This is a genomic window from Haloarcula sp. HT12, assembly GCF_055271655.1.
This window is the reverse complement of record NZ_JBUXKW010000004.1, coordinates 372,444-387,865: the sequence shown is the minus strand read 5'-3', so window position 1 is coordinate 387,865 and position 15,422 is coordinate 372,444. Positions and strand designations below refer to the sequence as shown.

Annotated in this window: 11 protein-coding genes and 2 pseudogenes; 5 read left to right on the top strand and 8 right to left on the bottom strand. The window is 62.2% G+C overall.

Annotated elements, in window-relative coordinates:
- Window positions 1-3 precede the first annotated feature (3 nt).
- The 6 genes from ACY9XZ_RS14870 to ACY9XZ_RS14845 form a co-directional block, all read right to left on the bottom strand.
- A complete protein-coding gene (locus tag ACY9XZ_RS14870) occupies window positions 4-1,479 on the bottom strand; it encodes a rhamnulokinase (RefSeq protein WP_463457804.1) in 1,476 nt (491 codons plus the stop codon).
- A gap of 16 nt (window positions 1,480-1,495) precedes the next feature.
- Entirely contained in the window at window positions 1,496-2,149 is a 654-nt protein-coding gene (locus ACY9XZ_RS14865; RefSeq protein WP_463457803.1) for a class II aldolase/adducin family protein, read from the bottom strand.
- 57 nt (window positions 2,150-2,206) lie between these two features.
- On the bottom strand, window positions 2,207-3,367 hold the full coding sequence (locus ACY9XZ_RS14860) for an ABC transporter ATP-binding protein (RefSeq protein WP_463457802.1): 1,161 nt from the start codon (window positions 3,365-3,367) through the stop codon (window positions 2,207-2,209).
- A gap of 88 nt (window positions 3,368-3,455) precedes the next feature.
- Window positions 3,456-4,334 carry a carbohydrate ABC transporter permease gene (locus ACY9XZ_RS14855; protein ID WP_463457801.1) on the bottom strand — a complete coding sequence of 293 codons (879 nt, stop codon included), beginning with the start codon at window positions 4,332-4,334 and terminating at the stop codon, window positions 3,456-3,458.
- On the bottom strand, window positions 4,334-5,266 hold the full coding sequence (locus ACY9XZ_RS14850) for a carbohydrate ABC transporter permease (RefSeq protein WP_463457800.1): 933 nt from the start codon (window positions 5,264-5,266) through the stop codon (window positions 4,334-4,336). Before ACY9XZ_RS14850 ends, ACY9XZ_RS14855 begins: the two co-directional genes overlap by 1 nt.
- 36 nt (window positions 5,267-5,302) lie before the next feature.
- On the bottom strand, window positions 5,303-6,742 hold the full coding sequence (locus ACY9XZ_RS14845; RefSeq protein ID WP_463457799.1) for an ABC transporter substrate-binding protein: 1,440 nt from the start codon (window positions 6,740-6,742) through the stop codon (window positions 5,303-5,305).
- 347 nt (window positions 6,743-7,089) lie between these two features.
- Between ACY9XZ_RS14845 and ACY9XZ_RS14840 the strand changes: the two genes are divergently transcribed.
- The 5 genes from ACY9XZ_RS14840 to ACY9XZ_RS14820 all read left to right on the top strand — a co-directional run bounded on the left by ACY9XZ_RS14840 (window position 7,090) and on the right by ACY9XZ_RS14820 (window position 13,782).
- The gene (locus ACY9XZ_RS14840; protein WP_463457798.1) at window positions 7,090-8,124 is read left to right on the top strand and encodes a galactitol-1-phosphate 5-dehydrogenase; all 1,035 of its coding nucleotides are present in this window, start codon (window positions 7,090-7,092) and stop codon (window positions 8,122-8,124) included.
- Window positions 8,125-8,192: 68 nt separating this feature from the next.
- Window positions 8,193-8,672, top strand: a complete 480-nt coding sequence (locus ACY9XZ_RS14835) for a beta/alpha barrel domain-containing protein (protein WP_463457797.1) — start codon at window positions 8,193-8,195, stop codon at window positions 8,670-8,672.
- Window positions 8,673-8,884: 212 nt separating this feature from the next.
- On the top strand, window positions 8,885-9,652 hold the full coding sequence (locus tag ACY9XZ_RS14830) for an IclR family transcriptional regulator (protein WP_463457796.1): 768 nt from the start codon (window positions 8,885-8,887) through the stop codon (window positions 9,650-9,652).
- Between the two features lie 907 nt (window positions 9,653-10,559).
- On the top strand, window positions 10,560-11,309 hold the full coding sequence (locus ACY9XZ_RS14825) for a helix-turn-helix domain-containing protein (RefSeq protein WP_463457795.1): 750 nt from the start codon (window positions 10,560-10,562) through the stop codon (window positions 11,307-11,309).
- A gap of 58 nt (window positions 11,310-11,367) precedes the next feature.
- Window positions 11,368-13,782, top strand: coding sequence for a heavy metal translocating P-type ATPase (locus tag ACY9XZ_RS14820; RefSeq protein ID WP_463457794.1), 2,415 nt, complete (start codon window positions 11,368-11,370; stop codon window positions 13,780-13,782).
- Window positions 13,783-13,917: 135 nt separating this feature from the next.
- On the opposite strand, the pseudogene ACY9XZ_RS14815 reads toward ACY9XZ_RS14820, so the two are convergent.
- Window positions 13,918-15,155: pseudogene (locus ACY9XZ_RS14815) on the bottom strand (MgtC/SapB family protein).
- A gap of 70 nt (window positions 15,156-15,225) precedes the next feature.
- Window positions 15,226-15,420, bottom strand: a pseudogene (locus tag ACY9XZ_RS14810) (ABC1 kinase family protein); the annotation flags it as partial.
- Window positions 15,421-15,422 lie beyond the last annotated feature (2 nt).

Sequence of the window (15,422 nt, the reverse complement as noted above, 5' to 3'; positions counted from 1 at the left end):
GCGTCAGTCCGCGGACGACGAATCGTCGGTCAGTGCAGCCAGTCGGTCTTTTGTGTCGGCCCACTCGCCACCAGCCTGTGGCTCGTACGTCGCCGTCTCGAAGGCCGATTCAACTAATTCCCGTCCGCTCTCGATATCCGGGATTGTGCCGGCGGCGACGGCCTGCGTGAGGACGTTGCCGACAGCCGTCGCCTCGACTGGGCCAGTCGATACCGGGCGGTCGGTGGCGTCGGCCAGTAGCTGACAGAACAGTTCGTTTCTCACACCGCCGCCACCAAGCACGATACGCGCCGGAGGCTCCTCGACGACTGCCGCGAGCGCGTCGAGTTCCAGCGCCGTTTTCGCCGCCAGGCTGTCGAGGAGACAGCGGACGATGCCGCCCTGCCCCGTCGGGACGGGCTGGTCCGTTCGGCGGCAGTAGGCCCGGATCTGCTCGGGCATCGGCTCGTCGATGCCGAACGTCTCGGCGTCCGTATCGACGAGTGTGGCCCGCGACGGGGCCTCTTCGGCGGCCGACAGCAGCGTCTCGTACTCGACCGATTCACCCGCCTCGCGCCACGCTTCGCGGCATTCTTCGAGCATGAAGAAGCCGTTGATGTTCTTCAGGAGCCGGACGGTCCCGTCGACACCGAGTTCGTTCGAGACCGCTTGCTCGAAGGCGTCGTCTGTCCGCACTGGTGTATCGCGCTCGACGCCGAGAACGAACCACGACCCGGTGTTGAGGAACGCAGCGTCCTCGACCAGCGGGAGCCCGGCGACAGCCGCCGCCGTGTCGTGGCTCGCCGGCGTCACTATTTCCGGCGGCGAAGACAGCCCCGAGACGGCGGTCTCGTCGACGGTCCCAAGACGCTGGCCGGCTTCGGACAGGTCCGGGAGGAGATCCGTCGGGACCGATAGCTCGTCGAGCAGGTCGGTGGCCCACGCTCGACGCTCCGGGTCCACCATCTGCGTCGTCGAGGCTATCGTTATCTCGCCTGCAGGCTGTCCCCCTATCCGTGCAGAGAGCAGCTGTGGCATCATGAGCAAGCCGTCGCTCGCTTTGAGAAGGTCGGGCTCGCGCTCGGCGATGGTGTGGAGCTGCCACAGCGTGTTCGGCGTGTTCCAGTTCGTGATGCCGGTCGCGTCGAACAGCCGCCGCTTTCCGACGGCCTCGAACACCCGCTCGCGTGTGGCCGTCGAGTCGGGGTCGCGGTAGGAGACTGGATCCCGGAGCAGTTCGCCGTCGGCCATGAGCCCGAAATCAAGCCCCCACGTGTCGATACCGACCGTATCGAGGCGGTCTGCGTTGTCGTCGGCCGCACGGATGCCGTCCCCGATGTGGTCAACTAGCGCGTCGACGTCCCAGACGTACCGACCGTCCCGTTCGACGGGTCGATTGTCGAACCGATGTACTTCCCGGACGGTGAACGAGGTCTCGGTCACTTCGCCGAGAAACACCGTTCCGCCGCTCGCACCGATGTCGATAGCGACGTGGTTCATCGGTCAATCGGGAGAGTCACTGCCCGTAGCTGTCGAGCTTGTCGGCCAGCCGGTCGATCTCCTCGTCCGGGAGGATCTCCGGCTCGCCGATAGCCCGGGCCTGGTGGTGGATGCGGGCACAGTACTCGACCATCAGCGCGACCGTGTAGGCGTCGTCAAGCGTTTCGTCGGCCGTCAGTACGCCGTGGTTGCGCAACAGCGTGGCGTTGAACGACTCGCCCAGCGCGTCGACGGCGGCCTCGCCGAGCTTCTCGGTCGCGTGCGTTTCGTATTCGGCGACTGGGACCTCCGTCCCGGTGAACGAGAGGAGGTAGTGGGAGGCGGGAATCGCCTCCCCGAGCGAGGCGAACGTCGTGGCGTATGGCGAGTGGGTGTGGACGACGCCGCCGACCGCGGGTCGTTCGCGGTAGACCGCCAGATGCATCGGCAGTTCCGTCGACGGTTCGACGTCGCCCTCGACGACAGTGCCGTCCATCCGTGCAACGGGAACGTCTTCGGGTTCGATTTCCCCGTAGGGGATTCCCGACGGGCTGATCGCGATGTGATTCTCGTCGAGTCGGGCACTGAGGTTTCCGCCAGTCCCGGTGGTCAGATCGTCTTCGAGCAGGCTCCGGCCGTACTCGCAGATAGCGGTACGCGTCTCGTAGTGTGCGATGTCTTGGTCTGTCATGTGTCGTGTGTAGATAACGGTCGGTCGTAGCGGGTGAGAGGACGACGGGTATCGCCGTCACTCGGCGGGCTTTATTTGTTCTTCGAGCGCCATCTCTGCATCGTCGCCGAGTTGGCGCTGGTGGATCGTCTCGCCGCTGGCGGGGTCGAACAGGTGTACGTCCCGGTCCGGAATCTCGACGTAGACGTGCTGGCCCTCGCTGATGGGGCGCTGGCCGTCCGTCTCGACGATGAAGGTCTGCTCGTGGCTCTGTGACCGCGCCCGCAGGTAGACGTAAGAGATGCTCCCCATCGGTTCGACGACGTCGACAACAGCCTCGAACTCGTGGCCCGAGTTCGCCCGGTCGTGGAGCGTCATGTCCTCCGGTCGGATCCCGAGGACGAGATCGTTGCGGCTCCCGACTGCAGACTGCATCCGCTCAGTCAGGTCGAAATCGAAGCCGTCCGCTCGGAGCGTTCCGCCCTCGACAGCCCCTTCGAAGAAGTTCATCGACGGCGAGCCGAGGAAGCCGGCGACGAACTGGTTGGCCGGCCGGTAGAAGCACTCCAGCGGCGTCCCGACCTGCTGAAGTTCCCCGTAGTTGAGAACGACGAGCCGGTCGCCCATCGTCATCGCTTCCGTCTGATCGTGAGTGACGTACAGCGTCGTCACGTCGAGGTCGTTCTGGAGCCGGTTGATCTCGGTGCGCATCTCCGCCCGGAGCTTCGCGTCCAGGTTCGACAGCGGCTCGTCCATCAGGAACACGTTCGGGTCCCGGACGATGGCTCGACCGAGCGCAACACGCTGTTGCTGCCCGCCGGAGAGTTCACCGGGCTTGTCGTCCAACAGCATATCGATGTCCATCATCTCCGCGGCGGACGTAACGGCTTCCTCGATCTCTTCGGAAGACATGTCCGTGGACATCTTCAGGCCGAAGGACATGTTCTCCTCGACGGTCATGTTGGGGTACAGCGCGTAGTTCTGGAACACCATCGCGATGTCCCGAGCGCGCGGGCCGAGCTGATTGACGACGTCCTCGCCGATGCGGATATCGCCTTCCGTCTGGGTTTCGAGTCCCGCGACGATGCGCATGAGCGTCGATTTCCCGCTCCCGGACGGCCCGACGAAGACGATGAACTCGCCGTCGCGGATGTCCAGGGAGACGTCGTCGACCGCAACGATCGATTCCTCGTCGTCTCCGAACCGTTTCGTGACGTCGTCGATTGTGATCTTTGCCATTATTCTGCCTCCGATGTGCAGCTAATTGAAACTGCCGCCGCAGGGGTGTGGTTTGCGAGCGATTCCTGTCGTCGAGTGGTCGTCGTGCTCATTCTTTGATCACCACACCGAAGCTGAGTCCGGCGGCGAGATACTTGTTGACCGCGATGAGGAAGACCACGACCGGGACGATCATCGCCGTCGAGGCGGCCGCCAGCATCCCCCACTCGATGGAGCGCGAGCCGATGAACGAGTAGACGAACAGCGTCACCGGCACGGCCTCGAAGCTCGTCAGCACGAGCCCGAACAGCAGCTCTATCCACGCGAAGATGAAACTGATAATGGCCACTGAGAAGATGCCCGGCTTGGCCGCCGGCAGGACCACTTTCCGGATGCCCTGGAACTGGGTCGCGCCATCGACGCGGGCCGCCTCCTCCAAGGTCTCGGGAATCCCGTCGAAGAACGCCTTCATCACCCAGACCACGAGCGAGAGGTTGATACTCACGTACATCAGGATCATCCCGATCCGCGTGTCGAACAGATTGAGCTCCCGGAAGATGATGAAGAACGGCAGCACGACGGCGATGGGCGGAAGCATCCGTGAGGAGAGAATCCACACGAGGACGTCCCGCTCCATGGGGATGTCGTACCGCGAAAGCACGTACGCAGCCGGTACGCCGATCAACAGCACGAGCACGACCGACGCCGACACCATAAACAGGCTGTTGGCGAACGCCCCGACGAACCCGGAGTCCTGGATCAGCTGGATGTAGTTGTAGACGGTCGGCAGGAAGATCCAGTCCGGCGGCAGCGAGTTCGCCGTTCCGGGTGGTTTCAGCGACATCGAAGCGAGCCAGTATAGTGGGAACAGCACGATGAACGACCACGTCAGCAGGATGGTGTGGCGAACCACCGTGACGAGGGTTTCGCGCGTGTCCTTGTCGAGTCGCTGTGTGGCGGTCGCGGAATCGCCATCCGTCGTCGCCATCAGTCCCACACCCCCTCGAAGCCGATCTTTGCGATGACGATGTTCGCGATAGCGATGACAAAGACGAGATAGGCGACAGCGATCGCCGCCGCCACCCCGATCTGGTTGTTGATGAACATCTGCTCGTAAATGTTGATACTCACCAACTGGGTCGCTGTCCCGGGACCGCCGCCCGTGAGCCCGTACACAACGCCGAACGTGCGGAACAGGTCGATCATCCGAATGAGCGTCGCGACGAACACGACCGGCTTCATGTAGGGAATGATGACGTGGACGTAGCGCCGCCACATCGGCGCACCATCGACCCGCGAGGCCTCGATAAGCGTCTTCGGCACCGACGAGAGCCCGGCGTAGAAGATGATGAACATGAACGGCGTCCAGTTCCACGTATCCAGCAGAATCACCGTCAACAGCGGGAACTCAGAGAGGAAGTTCGGCGCTGCGAACGGCGTTCCGGTGTTTATCATGTACGGGATGATACCGATCTCGGTGTTCAGCATGATCCGACCGATGGTCGCAAGCGAGACCGGCGCGACGGCCATCGGAATGATGAACAACACCCGATAGAACGACTTTGCCCGGTCGGAGCCCACGCCGGCGACGAGTGCGGCAAGGATGAATCCGAGGGCCGTTTCGAGAGCCAGTGCGCTGGCGACGACAGTGATCGTGATGACGAAGGAGTGGATCGCGCCGCCACGGGTAAACGCCGTCTGGAAGTTGCGCAGTCCGACGAACTCAGCGTCGAAGACGTTCAGCGTCGGCTCCGCGATCAGGCTAAGATACAGGTCGTAGGCACCGGGGAAGAAGGTGATCATCACCATCACCGCCACCATCGGTGCCATGAACCAGTACGGGAGATAGTCGTTCCACAGGTCCCGGAGCCTGGCGAAGGTCGATTTGGGTGCCGTTTCCGTTTGCGTTGGTGTACTCATTGGTGAGATGTGTTGTGGCTCAGGTATGGCTCAGGTTTAACTGCTGTAGATATCTTCGGCCGTCGTTGCCGCCTGTGTCATCGCTTCCGAGGCGGACTTCTGCCCGGTGATGGCGCGCTGCAGTTCCTCGGAGTACTGCTGGCCCCACTCGGGGTACTTGCGGTCGAACGGGTCCGGCGCTGCCGCCTGTAGGGATTCGAGCGTGACCTGTGCGAAGTTCTCGCCGACGCGCGAGCGGAACTCGTCGTTCTCCCAGACGGACTGGCGCACCGAGAACGCGGCGTCGCCCTCGACGTGCATCCAGGTGTTGGTCGGCTGTGAGGACGCCCAGACCATGAACAGGAACGCCTGCTCGGAGTTCTGTGCGTTCTTGGACGTGGAGATCTGCCAGTTGAACGCGTTGGGCGAGAACTGGCCGTCTTCCGGACTCGGCACCTTCGCGATACCGACGGTATCCGCGACCGAGGAGTCAGAGCCGGTGAGTCCGGGCCAGAACAGGTTCGCGTCGGAGACGATGTGGCCGGCGCGGCCCTCCTGCATCGTCGAGAGCACGTCCGACCAGGTCTGGGACGAGGCCCCTTCCGGACCGTAGTCCTGTAGCAGGCTGACGTACCACTCGGCCGCGTCGATGACGCCGTCGGAATCGAGTCCGGAATCGTCCGGGAAGCTGTCCCATAGTTCGGCACCGTTCTGTCGCAGGAACGTGTTCAGGATGTAGATGTTCATCCCGTACCCCTTGTCGCCACGGCCGACAGTACCGACGACATCGGACTCGTTCTCGTGGATGGTCTGGGCGTTTTCGCGGAACTGTTCCAGCGTTTCCGCGACCTCCAGCCCGTGTTTCTCGTAGAGGTCCTTGCGGTAGAACTGCGTCTGGACCTCCACAGTAATCGGCATTCCGGTCCAGGTGTCGCTGTACCCGCCACCGTGGGCCTGCCACCGCGACGCCTCGAAGAGATCGTCAGTGTTGTACCAGTCTTCGTCGAAGAGGCTGTCGTCGTCGAAGAACGGATCGAGCGGCTGGATCCAGCCCTCTTCGCGGAACTGATTGACGACCTGATCCATGTAGAAAACGTCGAACTGCCCGGCACCGGTGCTGACATCCGTCTGGCGCTTGGTCCGGAACTGCTGTTCGGGCAGGACGTTCCAGACGACCTCGATCCCGGTCAGCTCTTCGAAGACCGGGACCGCGGGCTTGATCGCGTCGACCCACGGGTGCTGGACGGCACCGATGTTGATCGACGAACCTTCGAACTGCCGCCAGTCGATATCGGCGTCTTCGTACTCGCTCAGCGGAATCGCGAGGTCACCGTCGTTTCCGTCGGTATTGGTTCCGCCGTCACTGCCGTCACTGCCACCTGAGCCGTCACCGCCGCTTCCGTCTGAGCCATCGCCGCCTCGTGTACAGCCAGCGAGACCGCCGAGTAGTCCCACACCTGTCGCTTTCAGAAACTTCCGCCTGTTGGAGTCTGTCATGCCAGTTTGCCTCGTCACTACCGAATTACCGATGCATAATAAAGGTAATCATCTGTAACGTAGAATATACATCGTGCTCCGCGGAGAACCGCGGAGAGCAACGATGAGAAGGCCAACAAGCCCCTTTTCAGCCAACTACGGGAGGCCGTGGCAAGATTTTAATACGCGGTCCGAAAACACGGATAGTACGGATCGCTGCCGAGTCCGCTGTCTATCCAACCGAATCGGACGACGGTGTCGGTGACAGCGGGCAACGGGCACAACCCACTCATGACCCGAGCCACACCAACTCACGACCGAGGTACTGTTGCAGTGACGACCGCAATCCGACCCAGGGAGGACGACTGATGCGCGCCAGTACGCTGATCGATGTCGGCGAAATCACCGTCGAAGAGCGTGATCGACCAGTCCCGGCAGACGACGAGGTTCTCGTGGAGGTCGGTGCCTGCAGCGTCTGCATGACCGACTATCACATGTACCACGGCACCTTCGCCGCCGAAACACCGCTTGTCCTGGGCCACGAAGGGGCCGGGACAGTCGCGGAAGTCGGGTCGGCTGTCGACAACTTCACCGTCGGTGACCGCGTCGCGATCAACCCCACGGTGCCCTGTAACGCCTGTTCGTACTGCAAGAAGGGAGACACGCACCTCTGTGAGAACAACACGAGTATCGGCGGTGCCGGTGACACCATCCTCGACGGGGCCTTCGCCGAGTACGTCCGCGTCCCGGCGATCAACGTCGAGGACATCGGCGGGATGTCCTTCGAACGGGCTGCGCTCGCCGAACCGCTGGCCTGCTGTGTCCACGGCGTCGAAGAGGCCGATATCAAACCGGGCGATAGTGTCGGCATCATCGGCGCTGGCCCGATCGGCCTGCTACTCCTGCAGGCGTTCCGCAACGCGGGCGCTGCCCCGATTGTCGTCTCTGAACTCGATGACGAACGGCGAGCACTGGCTGCCGACCTCGGCGCGGATGCCGTCATCGACCCCAACGAGGAAGACCCAGAGAAAGCGATTCCCGAAGCGGCCGGGGGTCCAGTCGACGTCGGCGCTGAAGCCATCGGGCTCGTCCCGACAATCGAGCAGGCCAACGCCGTGACCGCACCTGGTGGGTCGACGCTCATTTTCGGCGTTCCTGACCAGGATTCGACAATGGAGATCAGTCCGTTCGACGTCTTTTTCGACGAGGTCGACTACCGCGGGTCGTTCTCGCTGACGACCGAGGACTTCGAGCGAGCGATCACGCTGCTCCGACACGACCGCATCGACGCCGAGACGCTCATCACGGAACGAATCGGGCTTGATGACCTCCCGACAGCGTTCGACCGGATGGGTAACGCTGAGGGGCTGAAGAAAGTAGTCATCCCAGGGAACGCCGAGTAAGCGGGTACGACCGCCTCGATACCGACTCCGGAAACGCGGTCGTCGTAGCGCTGGACCACGGCAGCGGTATGGGAGCAATAGACGGATTCGAGGACCCACAGGCCACGCTCGATGCGATGCTTGCAGGCGACCCCGACGGCGTGCCCTTCGGTCCGTACTTCGCCGGGCAATTCGCCGATACGTTCGCCACGGCGTCGACAGACATCCTACCTCCCCGCTTCGAGACTGGCGCGGAGTCTGTCGCAAACGCCTGCCGGATCGGGTGGGTGCTCTGGGCCGATACTCTCAAAGCACCGTACACCGGTGACCGCGATTCGTTCGGGCCCATTGTCCGGAACGGTCCGGTTCCGGTACTGATTCTCGGTGGTCCGTCGTCGGAGTCTGTCCAAGCGATGCTCAACGACGTTGTCGGTGCGATAACCGCCGGAGCCCGTGGTATCGTGCTGGGGCGGAGCGTCTGGCAGATCGACGATCCAGCCGCTGTCGGGTCTGCACGCCGTCGGGTCGTCCACGATTCCGACGCGCCTGAAGCGGTCTGGTCGGCCTGAAACGGGTGTTTTCTACACGTTGGCGAAATAGCTTCGAGCGTAGCAGCCACGTTCTTGAGAGAAGAACGTATAAATTTCGACGATCAGACACCGGAGCAATCCAGTTTAATCTAATAAATGATGTAGGAATTCGAGTGTTACAAGTTCACATGGTCGTATCTGTTCTGCTGTAGTGAACAGACTTTTTACCCGGTGGGTCGAAACGGAGTACAATGACTGACGAACCACAGTATGCGGTTGAAGCGACCCAGACCTCGGTAGCGATTCTAGAAGCGCTTGTCGACGCGACCGGGCCTGTCGGCGTCACAGAACTTGCGGATATCGTCGAGGTTTCCAAGAGCGTCGCCCACAACCACCTCTCGACGCTGCGTGCGGCCGGATACGTTGTCAAGCGCGCAGAGAAATACGAGGCGTCGCTCCGCCCACTGGCCCTCGGTGAGCGGACGCGCGAGGGCCTCAGTTTCTATCAGGCGGCGAAACAGCAACTGGAGAATCTCGCGGCGGCAACGGGGGAAACAGCGACGCTGTTCGTTCTCGAAGAAACGGCCGGTGTTCCGGTGTCGATCTCCGAACCCGAAGACGGCTGGTCAGTCCCGTTCCACGCAGGCGAACGGTTGCCACTCCACGTCAACGCCATGGGAAAGGCACTGCTGTCGTCGCTCCCGAGTGATCGCGTCGAATCGATTCTCAACGAAACGGAGCTCGTTGCACCCACCGACGCGACCATCGTCGATCCAGACGAGCTCACCGAGGAACTGCGCCGAATCCGCGACGACGGTGTCGCGTTCTGCAGAGGAGAACAGTATGAAGGGATAATCGGCGTTGCCGCCCCGCTCCCCGATGTCAATGGTGATCGGGTCGCTGCGCTGGGGGTTTGTGGCCCTGTTGACCGATTGAACGGCCGATATCTCAGGGAAGACATCACCGGGCAAGTCCTCAGCACGACGAAATCCATCCAGGTCAACCTCACGGCGAATTGAAATGAGTGGCCGTCAAAACGGAAATAGATAACAGATGTACTTCTGTTATCTAAAACGGTTTCCCGAGGATCTCGGCTGGTGCAGGAACTGGCGGTGGTCACCTGCTCTTGAACCGACGGTCCCAATGCGAAGAACGGTAGTCGGCAGTGGTATGCGGGCCGCTCGTGGGTCAGTCGGATTAGTAGAACTGGGCGTGTGAGAGAAGCACCGGCGGTTTACCGTGGATCAGCGATAGCAGACACAAAGAATTCGACCGCAAGTGCGAACGATCAGGTAGCGAACGTCGCCGACTAAGTCGTCTGTATTGACCGTGGCAGCACAGTCTCACAGGACGACGTTTCATTCGTGGTCTCCGGGGCCTGTTCGGTCGGCGAACACAGTCGACACCGATTTCCACGGGACCGTGCCAGTGTCGGTTTCATAGCTGCGACAACGAAGGGGAAAAAGGAGACGGATTCTCAGACCTACCTGCAGCGGCCGTGAGATATTTCTGAGTCCCACTCTCAGTATGGACCTCAGGTGTTGAAATAAAACGACCGCATCTATCTAATTATAGAAATAACTCTAAAGCAATAGGTGTGGAGGTATTATAGGGAAATAAACTCCTATTTTATCGAAATAATGAGTGCTTCTACTCTAGAATGATCGTAAAATAACTATTCTGGAAACAATAACCGCGAAATTGGTTGTAGAATGTGGTGAATTGCGAGAAATAAATCCAAATAAGAAGATACGTAGCCAAGTGAGCCTTCTCGTCCGTGTCGGCGCTACCCCCAGCAGCGATCAACACGGCGCCGACACCCAGCGGATACAGGGAGTGACCGAAACCGACGACGCGATCTGACCCTCCTCAACGCTGGGTAGCAACGAGCCGATGTGTTTTATCAGACCCTCCCGTACGATGGGTATGCGCGAACTCGCCTTCGCCCTCGAATACGAGCCGGGTTCTAACAGGGTGGCCGACGCTCTGGCTGAGCATCCCGAGGCCCGCGTGCGCTCGCTCTCGCTGCATGCCACCGCTGACCGTCTCTGGCGGGTCGACCACGCCACCGGAACCCCCGATGCGCTCGACGCCATAGCGGACGCCTTTCTCTCTAACGACTACTACACTAACTGTCTCACCACCGAGGATTGCGGTGCCACCCAGACCACTCGCGTCCTCGACCGTACCGACGACACGCTTGTCCTCTACTCCGACTGGGAGCGGACGCCCGCCTGTGCCTCGGTTCCCCACATCGCTCACGATCACCTCGGCGAGGGCGTGCTGTTCGAGACGCGTCACGAGAGCCGTCACTACACGTGGCGGCTCATCCACTCCGGCGAGGGTGACGTGGCCGCGTTCTTCGACGCCCTCGCGGCGGCCGTCGGGGCAAGCGCCCGGATGGAGATACTGCGAACTGCGAACACGACGGCGTCGATGACTGAATCCGACGGGACACGGGATGACCTGTCGCCGGAGCAAGAGGCCGCGCTCCGGGCCGCCGTCGAGCACGGCTATTACGAATCGCCCCGAGAGATCGATGTCGGCGACCTGGCCGAGCATCTCGATGTCCCACGGTCGACGCTCACCTACAGACTGCGTCGGGCGGAGGAATACCTAGCGAAACAACACGTCACAGGCGAGCGAGTGACAGAAGAGCCGTCGGCGTCACGCTAACACTCGATTTGGAATATTCCAACCAAGGCTTATCGAACTACCACCCCTATTACCGGTAATGACAGAGAATCCGGATGCAGCAGGGCAGGCTGGTGAGCAGGGACGGAGGCTGACTGCACGCCTTGCAGTTCCCGAGATGGATTGCCCCTCCTGCGCCCAGAAGGTCGACAAGAGCCTCCAGCGCGTCGACGGCGTTGTCGACACGACGCTCCAGCCGACCACCGGTACGGCCACCGTCACGTACGACCCTGATAGCAGCAGCGAGTCCGACGTGGTCACGGCGATCGAGGCCGCTGGCTACGAGGTCGTCGGAGGTTCGGACTCCGACGGCGATGGGAGCACAGAACCGGGCGAAGGTGCCGACATCGCCCCGCCCTCAGAAGTCTGGACGAGTCCCCGCGCGATGAAAACGTGGGTCGGCGCGGCGCTGGTCACGCTCGGCCTCCTCTTCGAGTTTCTCCTGACGGCACAGAACGTCGCGGTGGCGAGCGTGCTCGGTTATCCGCTGAGCGTCGCCGACGTGCTGTTTTTGGGGGCAGTCGCTGCCAGCGGCGTCCCCGTCGTCCGCAGCGGCTACTACTCCGCGAAGAACCGGAGTCTGGATATCGACCTGCTGATGGGGACGGCCATCATCGCCGCGACCGGTATCGGCTACTTCGTCGAGGCCGCGACGCTTGCCGTCCTGTTCAGCATCGCCGAGTTGCTCGAAGACTACGCCATGGACAGGGCACGGGACTCCCTACGTGAGCTGATGGAGCTGTCACCCGACGAGGCCACCGTCGTGCGCGACGGCGAGGAAGTGACAGTACCAGCCGACGAAGTGGCAGTCGGCGAGACCGTGGTAGTTCGCCCCGGCGACAAGATCCCGCTCGACGGCACGGTCGTCGAGGGCGAGAGCGCGGTCGACCAGTCACCGATCACCGGCGAGAGCGTCCCCGTCGACAAGACCAGCGGCGACGAAGTGTACGCCGGCGCAATCAACGAGGAGGGGTACCTCGAAGTGGCGGTCACGTCGACGGCGGGCGACTCGACGCTCTCGCGCATCATCGAGATGGTGCAGGGCGCGCAGGCGAAAAAGACCGACACCGAACAGTTCGTCGACCGGTTCTCGGGCTACTACACGCCGGTCGTCGTCGTGCTGGCGATCCTGACCGCCGCCATTCCGCCACTGATCATCGCCGACCCCGTGACGGTGGCCGTGGCCGGGTACGGCGTCAGCTTCGCCGGCGACTGGCAGACGTGGTTCATCCGCGGGCTCACGCTGCTGGTGATCGCGTGCCCCTGTGCCTTCGTCATCTCGACGCCCGTCTCAGTGGTCTCGGGCATCACCAGCGCCGCGAAAAACGGCGTTCTCATCAAGGGCGGCAACTATCTCGAGGCGATGGGCGAGGTCGACGCCGTCGCCGTCGACAAGACGGGCACGCTCACGAAGGGGGAACTCGCCGTCACAGACGTCGTTCCTGCCGGCGACACCGACGCGGCGACGCTCCTCAGTCACGCTGCTGGACTGGAGCGCCGCAGCGAGCATCCGATCGCCGCGGCAATTCTCGCTCGCGCTGACGAAGCGGGTGTGGACGAGCTGCCCGGTCTGACGGGCTTCGAGAGCCTCACCGGGAAGGGCATCCGCGGGGAGATCGACGGCGAGACGTACTACGCTGGCAAGCCAGCGCTCTTCGAGGAGTTGGGCTTTGACCTCTCTCGGGCTCGTCACGAGACAGACGGTGTCCCCGGGAGCGGCGCGAGCGGGGGCTCGGCAGACCGTCGGTCTGACGGTGGCGTCGTGCCCGAAGAGACAGCTGTGTCCGACGCCGGGGCGTTCGCCGAGGACGCGCTTGCTGCGCTGGAGCGGGAGGGCAAGACGGTCGTCATCGTCGGCACGGACTCTGAACTGTTGGGCGCCATCGCCATCGCCGACGAGGTACGCCCAGCCTCGAAGCGGGCTGTCCAGCGCTTGCAGGAACTCGGTGTCGAACGGGTCGTGATGCTGACCGGCGACAACGAGGGCACCGCCCGCGCTATCGCCGAGGCAGTCGGTGTCGACGAGTACCGCGCCGAACTCCTGCCGGACGAGAAAGTCGGCGCGGTCGAGGCGTTGCAGGCTGAGTACGGTCAAGTCGCGATGGTCGGCGATGGGATCAACGACGCGCCCGCGCTCGCCACCGCGGAGGTCGGCATCGCGATGGGTGCTGCCGGCACCGACACCGCGCTGGAGACGGCTGACATCGCACTGATGGGCGACGACATCGGAAAGCTCCCCTACCTGTACGAGCTGTCACACACCGCTAACGGCGTGATCCGGCAGAACATCTGGGTGAGTCTCGGCGTGAAGTTCCTGCTGGCACTGGGCGTCCCACTGGGACTGGTGAGCGTCGCGCTCGCGGTCGTGGTCGGCGACATGGGGATGAGCCTCGGCGTTACCGGAAACGCGATGCGACTGTCGCGGATCCGGCCCGACCGGTCTTTCGACGCCTGACGTCCCGCCAGCCTGTTTCCCACGTCCACGGGCCGTACGGCAGAATCTCAACCACTCAAACCCCTCGCTGGCAACCGTTTCAAGGCTTTCAGACGCGTTCTCTCAGAAGCGACGCGCCTTCAGTAGCGTAACGTATCACAGTGCGAGAACAGTGATTCCGGCGACGGCGACGGCACCAAGAGCGACAGTCACTCGCCGGCCCAGTTTGACCGTCCCCAGTAACAATGCGAGTCCGGCCTTCGTGAGCGTATTCGCGATAGCGCCGATGACGATGCCGGTGGTCGCCACTTCGGGAGCGATGTCACCGTCCGCTTCGAGTGCACTCAGCGTAAGCGTGATCGCGTCGACATCAGCGAGCCCCGAGAGAAACGCAGTCGCATAGATCCCCGTGTCGCCGAACCAGGTATTCGCGGACTGGGACACCAAAAGCACGGTTGCGAAAACAGCGCCGAAAAACAGTGCCGGTCGAAGACGAAACGGGTTCCTGAGTTCAGTCTCGACCGCTGACTCCGTAGTCGATTGCCAGTAGACGATGCCAGCGATAAGCACACCGACACCAGTCATTACCCCGAGCGGGACGACGACGCGAGGGAGTAATGCCGGATTGACGACGGCGACCTCGACGAGTGCACGCGGAAACATGACGATCGACGCGACGACAATCGAGAACGATCCGATCTTGTAGAGTTCGGGTGTCTCGCTGATTCGCTCGGCCATCGAAACCGTCGTTGCGGTCGAAGAGACGAACCCGCCGAGGATTCCTGTGAGGGCGATTCCCCGTTTGGCTCCGACCACGCGGCTCAAGATGTAGGCAACGAAGCTCAGCCCGGTGACAAAACCGACCATCAGCCAGATGAATTGTGGATTGAGGCCGTACAGGGCATCGAGTTCACGATCGGGCAGGATCGGCAGCACGACCAGCACGACGAGGATGAATTTGAGAGAGGCACGGCGCTCACGTTCGTCGATCTGGTCGACGAAACCGTGGATCGTTGGTTTGGCCGACAGGAGGACAGTCACAATTCCGCCCAGAATGATCGCAAAGATCGTCCCGCGCTCGGAGGCCGCTGCCAACGCACCGAGGATGACAGTGAGTACTGCAGCGGTCACCGTCGTGAGCCCGATATCCCCTTCGGTCAGAACTTTCCCAACATACGCGACGGTGAGAGGGACTGCAAGCGCGAGGACTATGACGGGTAAGAGGGCAGGAAGGACGCCTGGACGGTTGCGCCGATGAGGGCAAACAGCGGAAACGTCCGACTGCCCGCGAACGTTCCCCCAGATTTCGCCTGTTCCCGTTCCAGTCCGATGAGAGCGCCAATACCGAAGGCAACGAGGAGGCGAAGGAGGAGCGAGTCGATAATCTCGACCATTCTGTAGGGTTCAGCCCTCCGAATTGTCAAACTTCGGGTGTGAGAGCCGGCATCGGTCGTAAGGCATCGCTTCGAGTGTCGACTGATCGAGTTCGTCGCCGCGCTCCTGTTCAACGATGTGTCGTGGATACCCTCCCGCGTTTTCGGGAACTTCGTCCTAGAGAGTTCCGAAAGCGTCAGCATAGATCCGTGGCACGATATCGGGGCGTGTCGAAAGAACCCGCTCGATTTTGATGAAGGCCGGTCCGAGTTCGAGCATCGAATCTC